Consider the following 17,298-nt stretch of genomic DNA (forward strand, 5'->3'; position numbering starts at 1 on the left):
CGCGCCTAGTCCCGCGCGGCGATCATCTCCAGAATCACCCCAAGCGAGGCGCCCATATGCGCCCGCATCTGTGCCGCGGCAGCCGTGTCGTCGCGCGCCGTGATTGCGGTCAGGATCGCGCGGTGTTCGGCGCGGGAACTGGCGATCCGGCCTTGCCGCGCCTCGAACTGGGCATTGCGCCAGGGCAGGCTGCGGCGGTTCAGATCCTCCAGCATCCCGGCCAGCACGTCATTGCCCGCCCCCTGACGCAGGCTTTGGTGAAACCGGATGTTCAGCTGCGCATAATCCGCACCGGGCAGATCGTCGCTGTCCAGAATCCCCGCCAGCATCGCGTGATCGGCGGGCGTCATCCGCAGGGCGGCCATGCCCGCGCACAGCGCCTCCAGCTCGGCCAGTGCCTCGAACAGGTGGCGCAGCCCGTCGGTGGTCATGCGGCGCACGGCAAAGGCCCGGCGCGGGCCGCGTTCGACCAGCCCTTCGGCGGCCAGACGCTGCAATGCCTCGCGCACGGGGGTGCGGGACAGACCGAACCGCGCCGCCAGCGCCGTTTCCGCCAGCGCATCGCCGGGGCGCAGATGACCCGCCACGATCTGCGACGACAGCGTGGCATGGATCTGATCGGCCGAGCGGGAGGCGGACATGGGGATTTCCGTCAATTGTATTCGGGTGGCGTCCACATGTATACATATCCGCGACTCCCTGCCACCGATTCCGCCACGACCGGAGACCTGCCGATGACCGCCCATGATTTCCTGTCGGGCCGCCGTGCCCCCGCCTTTGCCGGACGCGCGATGATCGCGACGTCTCATCCTCTGGCCAGCGCGGCGGGGCTGGCGGTGCTGGCCGAGGGCAGCAATGCAGTCGATGCAGCCATTGCCGCCAGCGCCGTGCAGGCGGTGACCGATCCGCTGATGACCGGGATCGGCGGCGATTGCTTTGCGCTGTATGCGCCGGCGGGCGGGGCGGTCCGGGCGCTGAACGGATCGGGCCGCGCCCCCGCCGCCGCCAGCATTCAGGCGCTGCAGGCGGCGGGGCTGACCGATCATATCCCGCAGACCAGCCCCCATGCGGTGACCGTGCCCGGCGCCATCTCGGCCTGGTGCCGGTTGCATGGCGATCTGGGGACCATGCCTTTGTCGCGGTTGTTCCGCGACGCCGTCGGCTATGCGCGCCATGGCTATCCGGTCACGCCGCGCGTGGCGCAGGACTGGGCCGCTGCCGCGGATCTGATCGGCACCGATCCCCATGCGGCGGCGGTGTTCCTGCCCGTTCCGCAGCCCGGCGCCCGCCATGCCCAACCCCTGCTGGCCGACCGGCTGGAGGAGGTGGCGGCCAAGGGTGCCGCGGGCTTTTATCAGGGCCGGACGGGTGCGGCGATGGTCGCGCATCTGCGGTCCCTTGGCGGGCTGCATACCGAACAGGATTTCGCCGAGGCCACGGATGGCGCCGAATGGGTCGCGCCGATCAGCACATCCTATCGCGGGGTCGAGGTGCATGAATGTCCGCCCAATGGGCAGGGTCTGGCGGCGCTGCTGATCCTGAAGATCATCGAAGGCTTTGACATGGCGGCCCTGCCGCCCGCCGACCGCATCCATGTGCAGGCCGAGGCGACCAAGCTGGCCTATCACCACCGCGATGCTTTGATCGGCGATCCCGCCGATTGCGCCGGCGTGACCGAGACGCTGTTGTCGGACGCCGCGATTGTCGCCTTGCGGGCGCGCATCGACATGACCCGCGCGCAGGCCCCGGTCCTGTGGGACGAGCCGGAGCACAAGGACACCATCTATCTGTGCGTGGTCGATGCGCAGGGCAATGCGGTCTCGTTCATTAATTCGATCTTTCACGGCTTCGGCTCGGGGCGGCTGGACCCGGCGACGGGCGTGCTGTTCCAAAGCCGGGGCGCGTCCTTCCGGCTGATCCCCGGTCATCCCAATGCGATCGGCCCGCGCAAGCGGCCCATGCACACGATCATCCCCGGCATGGTCACCCAAGGGGGCCGCGCGGTGATGCCCTTTGGGGTGATGGGCGGGCAGTATCAGGCCACGGGCCACGCGGCTTTTCTGTCGGCGGTGATCGACCGGGGCCTGTCCCTGCAGGCCGCCATGGACGAGCCGCGCAGCTTCGCGACCGAGGGGGTGTTGCAGGTCGAACCGACCCTGTCTGACGCCATCTGCGCCGATCTGGCCGCGAGGGGTCATGTGATCCGCCGTCTGACCGGCCCGATGGGCGGCGCGCAGGCGATCCGCATCGATACCGCGACGGGTCTGCTGGAGGGTGGGTCGGACAGCCGCAAGGACGGCATGGCCATTGGCTTGTAGGGGATTTTGAGCATGAGACGCTTTCTGGGACGGATCGGGATCGACAGCTATATGCTGATGCTGCTGGGCACGGTGCTGCTGGGGCTGATGCTGCCTGCGCGCGGCATTGCGGCGGACGGGCTGGGGCAGGTCACCTATTGGGCCGTGGCGCTGCTGTTCTTTCTGTATGGCGCCAAGCTGGACCCGGCATCCGTCAAGGCCGGGATGCTGAACTGGCGGCTGCAGGGGCTGACATTCGGGTCGACCTTTCTGCTGATCCCGGCTTTGGGTCTGGGCTTTGCGGCCCTTTTCGGCCCGCTGCTGGGGCCGCAGGTGACGATGGGGGTGATCTTTCTGGCGGTCCTGCCCTCGACCATCCAAAGCTCGATCGCCTTCGTGTCGATGTCGGGGGGCAATGTGCCCGCCGCGATCTGCGCGGCGTCGCTGTCGAACCTGCTGGGGGTGGTGCTGACGCCCGCGCTGGTCGCGCTGCTGCTGCAGGCCGGGGATGGCGGGATCAGTCTGGACGCGGTGATCCGCATCGGCACGCAGATCCTGCTGCCCTTCGTGCTGGGCCAGATCCTGCGTCCGTGGGTCGGGCATTTCGTGCGCACCCGCAAGCGGCTGACGCTGGTGGTGGACCGGGGCGCGATCCTGCTGATCGTCTATTCCGCCTTCAGCGCGGGCACCGTGTCGGGCCTGTGGGCCGAAATCCCGCCCGTCAGCCTGATCACCCTGATCGCGGTGATGCTGGCGCTGCTGGCGGTGGTCTTTGCGCTGATCGGCGGGCTGGGGCGGATCTGTGGTCTGCCGCCCGAGGATCGGTCGGTCCTGTTCTTTTGCGGCTCGACCAAAAGCCTCGCCTCGGGACTGCCCATCGCGGCGGCGCTGTTCCCCGTCGAGACGGTGGGGGCGACGGTGCTGCCCGTGCTGATCTATCACATGGCGCAGCTGCTGATCTGCGCGATGATCGCGCAGCGTCAGGCGCTTCGGGCGCAGACCGCGCTGGTGTCGTGACCGCCCTCGGACTGCGGCATCGGCCCGACTGACAAAGGGTCACGGAACCGCCTGCCATGGACCACGTTGCTTCTGACCCAAGCCCGCGGATCAAGGAGCCCCCATGGCACATCGCCCCGCCGCCAGGTTGTCCATCAATGGCCAATCATACGATTTTCAAGGCGATCCCCGCCGCACTCTGCTTGATTTCCTGCGCCTTGATGCCGGGCTGACCGGTACCAAGAAGGGCTGCGATCACGGCCAGTGCGGTGCCTGCACCGTCATGGTGAATGGTCGCCGGATCAATTCCTGCCTGTCGCTGGCCGTCATGCATGACAGCGACGACATCACCACCATCGAAGGTCTGGGCACGCCCGAGGCGCTGTCCACCCTGCAGCGCGCCTTTGTCGCGCATGACGGGTTTCAGTGCGGCTATTGCACGCCGGGCCAGATCTGTTCCGCTCAGGCCATGATCGCCGAGATCCGCGACGGCTGGCCAAGCGCCGTCACCGCCGATCCGGCGATTACCCCGACCATCAGCGACACCGAGATCCGCGAACGGATGAGCGGCAACCTGTGCCGCTGCGGCGCCTATGACAACATCGTCGCAGCCATCCGCGAAGCGATGGCCACCGAGGAGGCCGCACAATGAGGGGCTTTGAATATACCCGCGCGGGCGACGTGGCCGAGGCCGTGGGCGCCCCCGCCAAACTGATCGCAGGCGGCACCAACCTGCTGGATCTGATGAAGCTGGAGGTCGAGACGCCCGAGGCGCTGCTGGACATCAACCGCATCGGCCTGAACGGCATCGAGGCCGCCGACCAGGGCCTGCGCATCGGCGCGCTGGTCAGCAATTCCGACGCCGCCGCCGATCCGCGCATCCGGGCCGACTGGCCGCTGCTGTCGCGCGCCATTCTGGCAGGCGCCAGCCCGCAGCTGCGCAACAAGGCGACGATGGGCGGCAATCTGTGCCAGCGTACGCGCTGCGGCTATTTCATGGATAACCGTTCCGCCTGCAACAAGCGCGAACCGGGTTCGGGCTGTGCGGCCATCGGCGGCGTCAACCGCAACCATGCGATTCTGGGCACCTCGGATGCCTGCATCGCCACCTATCCCGGCGATATGGCCGTGGCACTGGCGGCGTTGAAGGCCAGCGTGACGGTCGAGGGGCCGCAGGGCCGCCGCGACATCGCGATGCGCGATTTCCACCGTCTGCCGGGCGATGATCCGTCCCGCGACAATGTGCTGCAGGCGGGCGAGGTGATCACCGCGATCACCCTGCCGCAGCCCTTTGGCGGCAGGCAGCTGTATCGCAAGGTGCGCGACCGGGCCTCCTATGCCTTTGCGCTGGCCTCGGTCGCAGTGGCGATCCGGGTGACGGGCGGGCAGATCGAGGCCGCGCAGCTGGCCTTTGGCAGCATCGCCCACAAGCCCTGGACCGACACGCGGATCGAGGATCTGCTGGTGGGCGAACGCCCGACGCCTGCCTTGTTCGACAAGGCCGCCGATCTGCTCTTGGACAAGGCGCAGGGTCAGGGCGGCAATGATTTCAAGATCCCGCTGGTGCGCCGCGCGCTGGCGGCTGTGCTGGCGGAAGCCACGGGGGAATGACGATGAGCGATACCTATGACACCCCCGACACCCGCGACATGCTGGACCGCACCCGTCAGGGCGTGATTGGCAAACCGCTGGACCGTCCCGAAGGCCCGCTGAAGGTGTCCGGACAGGCGACCTATGCCGCCGAATATGTCCGCACCGACTGCGCCGAGGGCGTGCTGGTCGGCGCGACCATCAGCACGGGCCGCGTGACCAAAATCCACAGCGATGCGGTTCTGGCGATGCCCGGCGTGCTGGGCGTCTATGCTGCCCCGCAGATGCTGCGTCGCCCGGCGCAGGGCACGGCAGGCGAGGCGCCCGCGCAGGATCCCTCGCGCGTCGATTATCCGATGCAGCCGGTGGCGCTGGTCGTGGCCGAGACCTTCGAACAGGCCACCGCCGCCGCCAAGGCGCTGCGCATCGACTATGACGATGCCTCGGCCAAGGCCCGGTTCATGCCGACCGAGGACAGCGCCGAGGCCGCCGCCGATCCGGTGACGGCGGGCGATCTGGATGCGGCTTTGCGCGACGCCGCCCATGTCATCGACGCCCGCTTTACCACGCCCGGCCATGCCAGCGCGGCGATGGAGCCTCATGCCGCCATCGCGGAATGGCAGGGCGACGATCTGACCCTGTGGGGCAGCCTGCAGATGATCGCCTTTAACGTCGCCGAACTGGCCGACAGTCTGGGCATCGACCCCAAGCATGTGCGCATCCTGTCGCCCTATGTCGGTGGCGGGTTCGGGTCGAAACTGGGCATCTCGCACGAGGCGGTCGCTGCCGCGCTGGTCGCGCGCGAGCTGGGTCGTCCGGTGCGGGTGGTGATGAGCCGCCAGCAGGTGTTCCAGTCGATCATGCGCCGGTCGGAAACCGTTCAGCGCATCCGGCTTGGCGCCGGGGCGGATGGGCGACTGACGACCTTTGCGCATGAGGCGCTGGTGTCGAACCTGCCCGAGGAATCCTTTTCGGAACCGGTCACGCAGGCCTCGGAATTTCTGTATGCGGGCGACAACCGTCTGCTGGCGGTGCGCAAATCCGACATCACCCGTCTGACCGCCGGTTCCGTCCGCGCGCCGGGCGAGGCTGTCGGGATGCAGGCGCTGGAGGTCGCGATGGACGAACTGGCGCAGGCGCTGAACCTCGATCCGGTCGAGCTGCGCCGCCGCAACCTGCCCGACACGGTGCCGGGGCAGGGCACCCCCTATTCCTCGCGCCGTCTGGTCGAGGCGATGGAGGCCGGGGCCGCCGCCTTTGGCTGGGATCAGCGCAACCCGCAGCCCTGCGCGCGGCGCGAAGGCGAATGGTGGATCGGCATGGGCATGTCTTCGGCCGCCCGGGTCAACATTCTGGCCAAGGCCGAGGCGCGGGTGACCCTGACCGCCGACGGCCATGTGGTCGTCGAAACCGATCACACCGATATCGGCACCGGCAGCTATGCGATCTTTGGCCAGATCGCCGCCGAGATGCTGGGCCAGCCGATCGAACGCACCACCGTCAGGCTGGGCGACAGCCTGCTGCCTGCCGGATCGGGCTCGGGCGGCAGTTGGGGGGCATCGTCCACCGGATCGGCGGTGTTCTATGCCTGCGAGGCGATCCGCGCGACCCTGGCGCAGGCGCTTGGCTGTTCGGCCGACGACCTGATCCTGCAGGACGGCAAGGCCTGGGCCGAGGGTGTCGATGCGCGCCCGGTCACGGATCTTCTGACCGAGGATCTGACCCGCACCGGCAAGATCGAGCCGGGCGAGCTGATGGAAAAGGTCAATCAATCGACCTATGGCGCGTTCTTCTGCGAGGTGGCCGTCAACGCCTTTACCGGCGAGACACGGCTGCGGCGGATGACCGGGGCTTTCGGCTTTGGCCGGGTGCTGAACGCCAAGACGGCGCGGTCGCAATGTCTGGGCGGCATGGTCTGGGGCATCGGCAGCGCCTTGACCGAGGATCTGTCCTTTGATGCCCGCGACGGCCATCTGGTGAACCACGATCTGGCCGAATACCACGTCCCCGTTCATGCCGACATCCCGCCGATGGAGGTGATCCTGCTGGAGGAACGCGATCCGCACGCCTCGCCGATGCAGGCCAAGGGGGTGGGCGAACTGGGGATCTGTGGTGCGGCCGGCGCCATCGCCAATGCGATCCACAATGCCTGCGGGGTGCGCTTGCGCGATTTCCCGATGACGCCCGACCGGCTGCTGGCGGATCTGCCCGATCCCTTCGCACCCGCCGCCTGAGGTTTGCCTGAAAACGCCGGACAGCGCACTGCTTGCGCTGTCCGGCCCCCCAAGACAGGAGCGTCCCCCATGTCCGACCAGCCCCCCCGCGACAGCCACGTCTATGACGGTCCGGTGGGGGGCTGGGGGTCGGCCAAGGGGATCGCCGCCGTCGCCCGCACCGCCCGCCCCGGTCCCGGCGCCTTCGACACCCTGCGCCGTCAGAACAAGCCGGGCGGCATGATGTGTTCATCCTGCGCATGGGCCAAGCCGCCCAATCCCCATATCGTCGAGTTTTGCGAGAACGGCGCCAAGGCGACGCTGTGGGATCTGACCAGCGCCCGCTGCGGCCCGGATTTCTTTGCCAGCCACAGCGTGTCCGAACTGTCGGGCTGGTCCGAATATGATCTGGAGCTGGCGGGCCGCCTGACCCATCCGCTGCGCTATGACGCCGAAACCGACCGCTATGTCGCGGTGGACTGGGACACGGCCTTTGCCGCCATCGGGCAGGAACTGCAGGCGCTGGACCCGAAAATGGTGGCCTTTTACGCCTCGGGCAAGGCGGGGCTGGAGGCGTCGTTTCTGTACGCGCTTTATGCCCGTGCCTATGGGCATGTGAACCTGCCCGACAGCTCGAACATGTGCCACGAGACGACCTCGGTCGCGCTGAAGACGGTCATCGGCACTCCGGTCGGCACCTGCGTGTTCGAGGATTTCGACCATTGCGACATGATCCTGCATGTCGGCCAGAACCCCGGCACCAACAGCCCGCGCATGTTGCATCCCTTGCAGCAGGCGGCCAATCGCGGCTGCTGCATCGTCGCGATCAACCCGCTGCGCGAAAAGGGTTTGCTGGAATTCGCCAATCCGCAAAGCCCGTGGCAGATGACCCTTGGCGCCCCGACCGAGATTGCCGACCGCTATCTGCAGGTCCGCGCGGGCGGCGACATCGCCGCGCTGACCGGCATCGCCAAGCAGGTGCTGGCGCTGGACCGCACGCAGGGCGGCGTGCTGGATCATGCCTTTCTGGACGCGCATGCCCATGGCTTGCAGGACTGGATGGATTGGGTCGATGCCTGTGATTGGGCCGAACTGGAGCAGGTCAGCGGCCTGACCCGTGACGCGATGGAGGCGATCGGCGCGATCTATGCCCGGGCCAAAGCGGTGATCGGCGTCTATGGCATGGGCCTGACCCAGCATGTGCATGGCTCGGATGCGGTGGGGGCGCTGGTCAACCTGTTGCTGCTGCGCGGCAATATCGGACGCAAGGGCGCCGGGATCAGCCCGGTGCGCGGCCATTCCAATGTGCAGGGCCAGCGCACCGTGGGCATCACCGAAAAGCCCGAACTGGTCCCCAATGACGCGCTGCGCGACCTGTTCGGGATCGCCCCCCCGATGGACGAGGGCTGGAACACCACCGCCTTTGTGCAGGCTTTGCTGGATGGCAAGGCGCAGGGCTTCGTCGGCCTCGGCGGCAATCTGGCCCGCGCGGTGCCCGATACCGACCGGGTGGCCGCCGCATGGGGGCGGATGCCCCTGACCGTGCATGTGGCGACGCGGCTGAACCGCACGCATCTGATGCCGGGCCGATCCTCTTGGATCCTGCCCTGCCTCGTGCGCGCCGAGGTGGACATGCAGGACGGCGTGAACCAGCAGGTGACGGTCGAGGACAGCTTCAGCCATATCCACGGCTCGATCGGCAAGCGCAGCCCCGCCAGCCCGCATCTGATGTCGGAAACCGCCATCGTCGCCCGGCTGGCCGCCGCCACCCTGCCTGCCAGCGCAAAGATGCCTTGGGACCACTGGGCGCGCGACTATGCCCGCATCCGTGCCCTGATCGAGGTGGTTTATCCTGACGACTTTCACGATTTCGAAGCGCGGATGAACCAGCCCGGCGGGTTCTATCGCGGCAATCCGGCGCGGAACCGCGACTGGCAGACCGACAGCGGCAAGGCGCAGTTCACCCGTCCCGCCGCACTGGATGCCACCGGGCTGGGCGTGGGTCCGGGCCTTTATCGGCTGATCACGCTGCGATCGAACGATCAGTTCAACACCACCGTCTATGGCCTGTCCGACCGGTTGCGCGGGATCGAGGGCGACCGGATGCTGATCATGATGTCGCCCGATGACATGGCGGCCGAGGGGCTGGTGGCCGAACGCCGCATCGCCCTGACCGGTGCGGCGGATGACGGGATCGGGCGGCGGGTTGCGGGGCTGCGCGTCATCCCCTATGACCTGCCGCGCGGCTGCATCGCGGGATATTTCCCCGAGCTGAACCCGCTATCGCCCCTGTCGCGCTGCGATCTGGCCTCGGACACGCCTGCGACCAAGGGAATACCGGTCCGGCTGGACCTGACCTGATCGGGGCCGACCCGATCCGAGAGGCCCGATCCCATGCCGCAATTGCTGGCGTTTTCCCTGCTGGCGCTGATCCTGTGGATCGGCGATGTCGTCTCGACCAGAACGCGGTCAAAGCTGCCGTCGGTCTTTGTCTGCGCGCTGCTGTTTCTGGCGGGCTATTGGACATTCTTCCCCGAGGATATCGTCCAGACCGCAGGCTTCGAAACACCCATCGTCTTTCTGGCGATGTATCTGCTGATCACCAATATGGGCACACTGCTGTCGGTCGCGGAACTGGGCCGGCAATGGCGCACTGTCGTGATCGCCCTGTCGGGGATCGGCGGCATCATCGCGCTGCTGTTCACCGTGGGGCTGATGGTTCTGGACTGGCAGACCATCGTGGTGGGCACGCCGCCGCTGGTCGGCGGGGTGGTGGCATCGCTGATCATGTCGCAGGCGGCGGCGGATGCGGGATTGCAGGCGCTGTCGGTGCTGGCGATCCTGATCTATGTGATGCAGGGCTTTGCGGGCTATCCGCTGACCGCCATCATGCTGAAACGCGAGGGGCGGCGTGTGTTGGCCGCCCACCGCGCCGGGCAGTGGAGCGCCACCGCAATGGTGACCGAGATGCCGGATGCGCCCGTGCCGCCGCGCCTGTTCCGGGCGATGCCCGCCGCCTATGACACCGCCTATTTCAAGATGATGCGGCTTGGCGCGGTGGCCTTTGCCGCATGGGGCGCATCAGAACTGGCCGCCCTCGTGGTCACCATCAGCCCCTTCGTGCTGTGTCTGGTGTTCGGCGTCATCGCGACCTCGGTCGGGTTTCTGGAACGCGAGCCGCTGCGCAAATCAAATGCCTTCGGGTTCACCGTGCTGATCCTGATGGTCTTCATCTTCGACGGGCTGAAACGCGCCACGCCCGAGATGCTGGGCCAGCTGATCGTGCCGCTGGTCGCGATCGTCGCCATCGGGTTGGTGGGGATGTATCTGGCGTCCTATATCATGGGCCGGCTGCTGGGCGTCACGCCCGCCATGGCATTCGCCTGTTCGCTGACCGCGCTGTACGGCTTTCCGGCGGATTATATCATCACCAAGGACGTGATCGACACCCTGACCGAGGACACGGCCGAGCGCGAGGTCTTGACCGCCCATCTGCTGCCGCCGATGCTGGTGGCGGGTTTCGTGACCGTGACCATGGTCTCGGTCGTGCTGGCGGGGGTTTTCGTGGGGATGATCGGATGACCGGATTTGCGGATGCGCGCCGGGTCGAGGCGCTGATCGAGGGGATCGACCAGTTCAACGCCACGCCGGGGCAGGGAACGACGCGGCTGACCTTCAGCCCCGAATACAAGCAGGCCCGCGATTACGTCGCCGGTCAGATGGCCAATGCCGGGCTGGCCGTGCGGCAGGATGCGGTGGGCAATGTCTTTGGCCGGATCGAAGGGACAAACCCCGATCTGGCGCCGATCCTTGTCGGGTCGCATCTGGACTCGGTGCCCAACGGCGGACGCTTTGACGGTCCTGCGGGCGTGGTCGCGGGGATCGAGACGGCGTTTCTGTTCCGCGATCTGGGTCTGCGCCCCGAACGCCCTGTCGAGGTCATCGCCATGATCGAGGAAGAGGGCGCCCGCTTTGGCGGCGGTCTGTTCGGATCGCGCCTGCTGACCGGTCAGGTCGATCCGGCCACGCTGGACGATCTGCGCGACGATGACGGCATCTCGGCTGCGGCGGCGATGCGCGATTACGGGCTGGACCCGTCACAGGCGGGGCAGGCGGCGCTGGCACCCGGCGCGGTGCATGCGTTTCTGGAACTGCATATCGAACAGGGCCCGGTGCTGGAGGCCGAGGGCCGCGACATCGCCATCGTCGACCGCATCGTCGGTCTGGCCCAGCTGAAGATCACCGTCAGGGGCCGGGCGGGTCATGCGGGCACCACGCCGATGGACCAGCGCCGCGACGCGCTGATGGGGGCGGTGGGCATCCTGTCGCAACTGCCCGATCTGGCCCGTCAGCTGGGCCGCGACAGCGTGCTGACCGTGGGCAAGATGGAGGTGCTGCCCGGCGGCGCCAATGTCATTCCCGATCATGTCTGGTTCACCGTCGATCTGCGCGCCCCCGCCCAGGCCGACGTTCTGCAACTGATCGAGATGGTCCGCGCCACCGCCGCCCATGCGCAGGGCAACGGGTTGACCTGTTCGGTCGAACAACAGCTTTACGCGGCCCCCACGCCCTTGTCTGGACAGATCCATGCGGCGCTGACCGGGCAGGCCGATGCCCTGGGCGTCTCTCACCGGGTGATGGTCAGCGGCGCGGGCCATGATGCGATGATCATGGCGGGGCTTGCCCCGACCGGGCTGATCTTTGTGCCAAGCCGGGGCGGCGTGTCCCATGCCCCCGAGGAATGGACCGATTATGCCCAGCTGGCGCGCGGCATCGATGTGATCTTCGCCACCATCCGGCAGATGTCCGGTGCCCGGCCCCTCTAGGGCGGGGCGTATTCAGGCAGGGGGGGGCTTTCAGCGTTCCAGCACCAGCAGATCGCCCTCGAAGCTGACGCGGGCAAAGCGGCGCAGATAGGACATGCCCAGCAGGCTGTCCTGCAATTCGCTGTCGATGACGACGGCGGTGACATCACGGTCCACCGCATCGCCAAGCGTGAATTCCGCGATGGTGACGGGTGCGGTGCCGACCCGGCCATTGGCGGTGACCGCCTGTCCCGAAAACCGCAGCGCGCCAAGATCCAGCCCGATCGCCTGCGCGTCGCTGCGGCTGAGCGCGACGGTGGTCGCGCCGGTGTCTACGATGAAATCGATGGGCGTGCCGTTCAGCATCGCCTCCAGATGGAAATGGCCGCCGCGGCCTGCCGGGATCTCGATCCGGGCGCCGCCTTCCAGCACCTGCTGACGCGGCGCCATCGTCTGCTGCCACCAGTCATAGCCGATGGCCAGCCCGGCGATGATCACGCCCCACAGGACCAGCTGGCGCAGCGCCCGCCCGCCCCGTCCCGACAGCTCGAACAGCATCGCGCCGCCGATGACGACCAGCAGCAGCCCGTAAAAGGCCAGCCGTGCGATGTCGTCGCCGCTCATGGGAACAACCCCGATCCCAGCAGCCCGTCGATGACGAACTGCACCGACAGCGCCGCCAGCAGCATGCCCAGCAGCCGGGTGACGACCATCGTGCCGGTGCGGCCAAGCGCATGGGCCAGCGGCGTGGCCAGCGCGAAAAACGCCAGACAGATGGCCAGCACGCCCAGCATCATCAGATGGACCATGGCGATATGGGCGATGCCCTGATTCTCTCCGACCAGCAGGATCATCGTGGCCAATGCGCCAGGTCCGGCCAGCAGCGGCATGGCCAGCGGAAAGACCGACGGATCATCCGAGGGATCGTCGCCCTCGGCCTGCCCCTCGCGGCGTTCGGTGCGGCGTTCGAACAGCATGTCCAGCGCGGTCAGGAACAGTAGCAGCCCCCCCGCGATGCGAAAGGCGGAAATCGAGATCCCGATGCCGGACAGGATCGCCTCTCCGGCCAGCCCGAAGAGGGTCAGCAGGATCGCCGCGATCATCAATGATCTCAGACCGATGCGCAGCCGGGCGGCGCCGTTCATGCCGGGCGTCAGCGCGATGAAGATCGGCGCCAGACCGATCGGGTCGATGACCACGAACAGCGTGACGAATGCGGTGATATAGGTGGCCATGTCCATGCGCCTTTATCACCCGCCCGCCCGGCCCTGCCAAGCACTGCCTGCGCCTTGGGCTGCGGCGGATGCTCACGGGAAAGGGCTTTGCATTCCTGTGGCCGAGGGGATAAATGTCAGGCGCGGGTGGCCGGACCACCCTGCAAGGGAGTTTCTCATGCTGAACAACATTGGCCTTCCCGGCATCCTTCTGATCGCAGTCGTCGTGCTGGTCCTGTTCGGACGCGGCAAGGTGTCGTCGCTGATGGGCGAAGTGGGCAAAGGCATCACCGCCTTCAAGCGCGGCGTCAACGACCCCGCCAACGATGTCGAAGCGGCAGCCGATCCCGACCGCGCCACGCCCCGGCATGTCCCGGGCGAGACCGCGCGGGACGTGACCCCCGGCACGACCGTGCCGGGTCAAACCGTGCCCGGACCCCGTCCCACCGACCGCAGCTAAGCCCGGAAAGGCAGGGTCCCCATGCTGGACGTCGGCTGGACCGAGCTGTTGCTGATCGGCATCGTTGCGCTGATCGTTGTGGGTCCGAAGGATCTGCCCCATCTGTTTCACGCGCTTGGCCGGTTCACGGCCAAGGCACGCGGCATGGCGCGCGAGTTCTCATCCGCCATGGAAGACGCCGCCAAGGGGTCGGGGCTGGACGAGGCGACGAAATCGCTGCGCGATGTCAAGAACATGACCTCGAAGAAATCGCTTGGGCTGGACGCGCTGGATCGCGCCGCCGACCGGTTCGAGAAATGGGATCCCAAACGTCCCACTCCTCAGAAAACCGCGCTGCCCGATCCCGCAGCCCCCGACAGCCCGGCCGAGACCGCGGCGACGCTTGCAGGCCCGGCCACGGCTGGCACTGCGGGATCGGCCACCAAGGCCCCGGCCAGTCCGGCAAGGACATCACTGGCGGCGCCGGTTTCCGCACCCGTGGCGGCCGATCCCTCGATCCTGGCCCCTGCAAGCGCGGCCCCTGCGACCCCGGCGCGCCGTCTGCACGCGGTTCGCCGCAGCGACATGAAAGACGACTGAATTGGCCAGCAAGACCCAGAAGACCGAAGACCCGGACGACAGCTCGGCCCCGCTGATCGAGCATCTGGCCGAGCTGCGCACCCGGATCATGTGGTCGATGCTGGCATTCATCATCGCGATGGTGCTGTGCTATACGGTCTGGAACCCGATCTATAACGTGCTGACCCAGCCCATCTGCGCGGCGCTGGAGGAACGCGGGCAGGAATGCGGCCTGATCCTGCTGAAGCTGCAGGAAGGTTTCTTCGTGGCCGTCCGCATCTCGTTGCTGGGGGGGTTCGTGCTGGCCTTTCCGGTGATCGGCTACCAGATGTGGCGGTTCGTGGCGCCGGGCCTTTATCGCAATGAAAAGGCGGCGTTCTTTCCGTTCCTGATCGCCTCTCCGGTGATGTTCTTCATCGGCGGGGCCTTTGCGTTCTATGTCATTCTGCCGATGGCCTATGACTTCTTCCTCAGCTTCCAGCAGGGTCCGCTGCAACTGCCCGATGACGCGACCGGGGCGGCAGTGCCTGCCGCCGACAGCCCGCTGGCGGCCATCGTCTTTCAAGGCTCGGTGGATGAATACCTGTCGTTGACGACCAAGTTCATTCTGGCCTTCGGTCTCAGTTTTCAGCTGCCGGTGCTGCTGACGCTGATGGGCAAGGCGGGGATGGTGTCGGCCAAGGGTCTGGGATCGGTGCGCCGCTATGCGGTGGTGGCCATTCTGGCGCTGGCGGCGGTGGCGACGCCGCCCGATGTCATCTCTCAGGTGGTGCTGTTCGTGGTGATCTATGGCCTTTACGAGATTTCCATCCAGCTGGTCGGCCGGATCGAGCGCAAGCGAGAGGCCGAGTTGCGCGCGCAGGGCCTGTGGGTCGACGATGATGACGAGGATGAGGACAAGGAACCGGCGCGGTGACGCGCCCCGTTCTGGACCGCATCGCCGAGGCGCTGGAACGGCTGGCCCCGCCCCCCGTTCCCGCCCCCGATTTCACCAAGGCCACCGCATTCGTCTGGCATCCCGATCCCGACCGGCTGGAACCCGTGCCCCGCATCGACCGGGTGCCGCTGGACCAGCTGATCGGCATCGACCGGGCGCGGCAGGTGCTGATGGACAATACGCTGCAATTCGCGCGCGGCCATGCGGCCAACAACGCCCTGCTCTGGGGCGCACGGGGGATGGGAAAATCGTCTCTGGTCAAGGCCGTCCACGCCGAAGCCGTGGCCCAAGGCCTGCCGCTGGTTCTGGTCGAGATCGCGCGTGACGATCTGACCTCGGTCTCGCGGTTGCTGGCCATTCTGGGACGGGCCTCGACGCGGCGGTTCCTGCTGTTTTCGGACGATCTGTCCTTCAGCCATGACGATGTGCAGTATAAATCGCTGAAGGCCGTGCTGGATGGCGGGATCAGCGGGCGGCCCGGCAATGTGATCCTGTATGCGACATCGAACCGGCGGCATCTGATGCCGCGCGACATGATCGACAATGAACGCGCCACCGCGATCCAGCCCGGCGAGGCGGTCGAGGAAAAGGTCTCTCTGTCGGACCGGTTCGGGCTGTGGCTGGGGTTTCACCCCTGCGATCAGGATCAGTTTCTGGCGATGATCGACGGCTATTGCGCGGCGCACGGGCTGCGGATCGACGCCCACCGGCTGCGCGCCGAGGCGATCGAATGGCAGGCGACGCGCGGCGCCCGGTCGGGACGGGTGGCGTGGCAGTTCTTCGTGGATCTGGCGGGCCGTCATGGCCTGTCGGTCTGACCGGGGATGAGCGCCCGATGACCGCCCCATGACCGGGCGTGACGCCAACGTCCTGACGGGAACGCGGATCCGGGAACGGCGGCTGGCGATCTCGCGGCGGCAATCGGATGTGGCCCGCTCGGTCGGGATCTCTCCGGCCTATCTGAACCTGATCGAACACAATCGCCGCCCCGTCGGGCCCGAGCTGATCGCCCGTCTGGCCGATGAGCTGGAGGTGCCTGCCGACGAGCTGGCCGAGGGGCGCGAGGAAATCCGCATCAGCGCGCTGCGCGAGGCGGCCGCCCATCCGGTCGCCGCAGGCGCCGCCCCCGAGCTGGAGCAGGTGACCGAATTTCTGGCCCGCTATCCGGGCTGGTCGGCGCTGCTGATCGCGCAGGCGCGTCGGGCGGGCGGGCTGGAACGCCAGCTGATCGATCTGTCCGACCGCATGACGCAGGATCCCTATCTGCTGACCACCCTGCACGAGGTTCTGTCAGCCGTGACCGCCGTGCGCTCGACCGCCGCCATTCTGGTGGAGGAGGGCGAGATTTCGCCCGAATGGCGGGCGCGGTTCCACGCCAATCTGCATCAGGACAGCCAGCGCCTGTCGCTGACCGCGCAGGCTCTGGTCGCCTATCTGGACAGTTTCGAGGCCGAGGGTCAGGCCATCACCCCCCAGGACGAGGTCGAGGCCTGGCTGGCCGAGGCCGAGACCGATGACGGAGCCCCCGATCCGGGCAAGCTGGCCTCGGATGCGGCGCGGGCGATGGGCACGCATCTGTTGGCGGGCCTGCAGGCTGACCGGCTGGCCCTGCCCGATGCCCTGCTGAGCGATGGGGTTGCGGCGCTGCCCCATCCCGTCGATCCGGTGCAACTGGCCGCCCGGCTGGCCGTGCCGCTGGATCTGGTGATGCGCCGGTTGGCCGATCTGCGTCCGGCGGGATTTCACGGTGCGGGGCTGCTTGTCTGTGACGGGTCGGGCGTGCTGACCACGCGCCGGGCCGCGCAGGGCTTTGCACTGCCGCGTGCGGGCGACAGCTGTGCGCTGTGGCCGTTGTATCATGCGCTGGCGGTGCCGCAGGTGGCGCTGGCGCGGATCGTGGTGACACCCGAGGGGCGGGGGTTCCGGACCCTGTCCTTTGCGCAGCGCCAGCAACCGCAGGGCATGGACGGGCCGCTGCTGACGCAGGCACTGATGCTGATGCTGCCGGTGGATGGCCCGGCCCCGTCGGATGCGCTGCCCATCGGCCCGGCCTGCCGCATCTGCCCAAGGGCCGCCTGTCCGGCGCGCCGCGAGGCGTCGATCCTGATGGCGCAGGCGGCGCCGGGCTAGACCGTCCGGTGCGGGCCAACGGCCCCTTTGACACCGCCCCGTGATCCGGCCCATGATGCCCTCTGCGCGGGCCGGGGGGCGTGCGGGGGAGCAGAGGG

16 protein-coding genes are annotated in these 17,298 nt (G+C 67.6%); 13 read left to right on the plus strand and 3 right to left on the minus strand.

Features of this window, described 5'->3' with window-relative positions:
- Nucleotides 1-5 precede the first annotated feature (5 nt).
- Nucleotides 6-641: a GntR family transcriptional regulator gene (locus tag EG885_RS07555; protein ID WP_165571069.1), complete on the minus strand. Its 636-nt coding sequence runs from the start codon at nt 639-641 to the stop codon at nt 6-8.
- A 93-nt stretch (nt 642-734) separates the two neighbouring features.
- On the opposite strand from EG885_RS07555, the gene EG885_RS07560 reads away from it, so the two are divergent.
- From EG885_RS07560 to EG885_RS07595, 8 genes are all read left to right on the plus strand, one after another.
- Nucleotides 735-2,318, plus strand: coding sequence for a gamma-glutamyltransferase family protein (locus tag EG885_RS07560; protein ID WP_242679549.1), 1,584 nt, complete (start codon nt 735-737; stop codon nt 2,316-2,318).
- Nucleotides 2,319-2,330: 12 nt separating this feature from the next.
- Nucleotides 2,331-3,314, plus strand: a complete 984-nt coding sequence (locus tag EG885_RS07565) for a bile acid:sodium symporter family protein (protein WP_131573871.1) — start codon at nt 2,331-2,333, stop codon at nt 3,312-3,314.
- A 103-nt stretch (nt 3,315-3,417) separates the two neighbouring features.
- Nucleotides 3,418-3,945 carry a 2Fe-2S iron-sulfur cluster-binding protein gene (locus EG885_RS07570; RefSeq protein ID WP_131573872.1) on the plus strand — a complete coding sequence of 176 codons (528 nt, stop codon included), beginning with the start codon at nt 3,418-3,420 and terminating at the stop codon, nt 3,943-3,945.
- Entirely contained in the window at nt 3,942-4,904 is a 963-nt protein-coding gene (locus tag EG885_RS07575) for an FAD binding domain-containing protein (RefSeq protein WP_131573873.1), read from the plus strand. Before EG885_RS07570 ends, EG885_RS07575 begins: the two co-directional genes overlap by 4 nt.
- A complete protein-coding gene (locus EG885_RS07580; protein WP_131573874.1) occupies nt 4,901-7,117 on the plus strand; it encodes a xanthine dehydrogenase family protein molybdopterin-binding subunit in 2,217 nt (738 codons plus the stop codon). Before EG885_RS07575 ends, EG885_RS07580 begins: the two co-directional genes overlap by 4 nt.
- A 69-nt stretch (nt 7,118-7,186) precedes the next feature.
- Nucleotides 7,187-9,457, plus strand: a complete 2,271-nt coding sequence (locus tag EG885_RS07585; RefSeq protein ID WP_131573875.1) for an FdhF/YdeP family oxidoreductase — start codon at nt 7,187-7,189, stop codon at nt 9,455-9,457.
- Nucleotides 9,458-9,490: 33 nt separating this feature from the next.
- Nucleotides 9,491-10,678 (plus strand): hypothetical protein, encoded by a 1,188-nt coding sequence (locus EG885_RS07590; protein WP_131573876.1) that lies wholly within the window; start codon nt 9,491-9,493, stop codon nt 10,676-10,678.
- Nucleotides 10,675-11,922, plus strand: coding sequence for a Zn-dependent hydrolase (locus tag EG885_RS07595; protein ID WP_131573877.1), 1,248 nt, complete (start codon nt 10,675-10,677; stop codon nt 11,920-11,922). Before EG885_RS07590 ends, EG885_RS07595 begins: the two co-directional genes overlap by 4 nt.
- 30 nt (nt 11,923-11,952) lie before the next feature.
- Here the strand turns inward: EG885_RS07595 and EG885_RS07600 are convergent, their stop codons facing one another.
- Together EG885_RS07600 and EG885_RS07605 are read right to left on the minus strand one after the other, a co-directional pair.
- A complete protein-coding gene (locus EG885_RS07600; protein ID WP_131573878.1) occupies nt 11,953-12,525 on the minus strand; it encodes a retropepsin-like aspartic protease family protein in 573 nt (190 codons plus the stop codon).
- Nucleotides 12,522-13,142 carry a MarC family protein gene (locus EG885_RS07605; RefSeq protein ID WP_131573879.1) on the minus strand — a complete coding sequence of 207 codons (621 nt, stop codon included), beginning with the start codon at nt 13,140-13,142 and terminating at the stop codon, nt 12,522-12,524. The genes EG885_RS07600 and EG885_RS07605 overlap by 4 nt, the downstream gene beginning before the upstream one ends.
- 151 nt (nt 13,143-13,293) lie before the next feature.
- On the opposite strand from EG885_RS07605, the gene EG885_RS23270 reads away from it, so the two are divergent.
- From EG885_RS23270 to EG885_RS07630, 5 genes are read left to right on the plus strand one after another with little or no spacing between them, the layout of a single operon-like run.
- Nucleotides 13,294-13,575: a twin-arginine translocase TatA/TatE family subunit gene (locus EG885_RS23270; RefSeq protein ID WP_242679550.1), complete on the plus strand. Its 282-nt coding sequence runs from the start codon at nt 13,294-13,296 to the stop codon at nt 13,573-13,575.
- A gap of 21 nt (nt 13,576-13,596) precedes the next feature.
- The gene (gene tatB / locus EG885_RS07615; RefSeq protein ID WP_131573880.1) at nt 13,597-14,154 is read left to right on the plus strand and encodes a Sec-independent protein translocase protein TatB; all 558 of its coding nucleotides are present in this window, start codon (nt 13,597-13,599) and stop codon (nt 14,152-14,154) included.
- A 1-nt stretch (nt 14,155) separates the two neighbouring features.
- Nucleotides 14,156-15,049: a twin-arginine translocase subunit TatC gene (gene tatC / locus EG885_RS07620; protein WP_131573881.1), complete on the plus strand. Its 894-nt coding sequence runs from the start codon at nt 14,156-14,158 to the stop codon at nt 15,047-15,049.
- Nucleotides 15,046-15,888, plus strand: a complete 843-nt coding sequence (locus tag EG885_RS07625; RefSeq protein WP_131573882.1) for an ATP-binding protein — start codon at nt 15,046-15,048, stop codon at nt 15,886-15,888. Before tatC ends, EG885_RS07625 begins: the two co-directional genes overlap by 4 nt.
- A gap of 28 nt (nt 15,889-15,916) precedes the next feature.
- The gene (locus EG885_RS07630; protein WP_131573883.1) at nt 15,917-17,200 is read left to right on the plus strand and encodes a short-chain fatty acyl-CoA regulator family protein; all 1,284 of its coding nucleotides are present in this window, start codon (nt 15,917-15,919) and stop codon (nt 17,198-17,200) included.
- Nucleotides 17,201-17,298: the final 98 nt, after the last annotated feature.

This window comes from Paracoccus nototheniae, assembly GCF_004335005.1.
Classification (GTDB): domain Bacteria; phylum Pseudomonadota; class Alphaproteobacteria; order Rhodobacterales; family Rhodobacteraceae; genus Paracoccus; species Paracoccus nototheniae.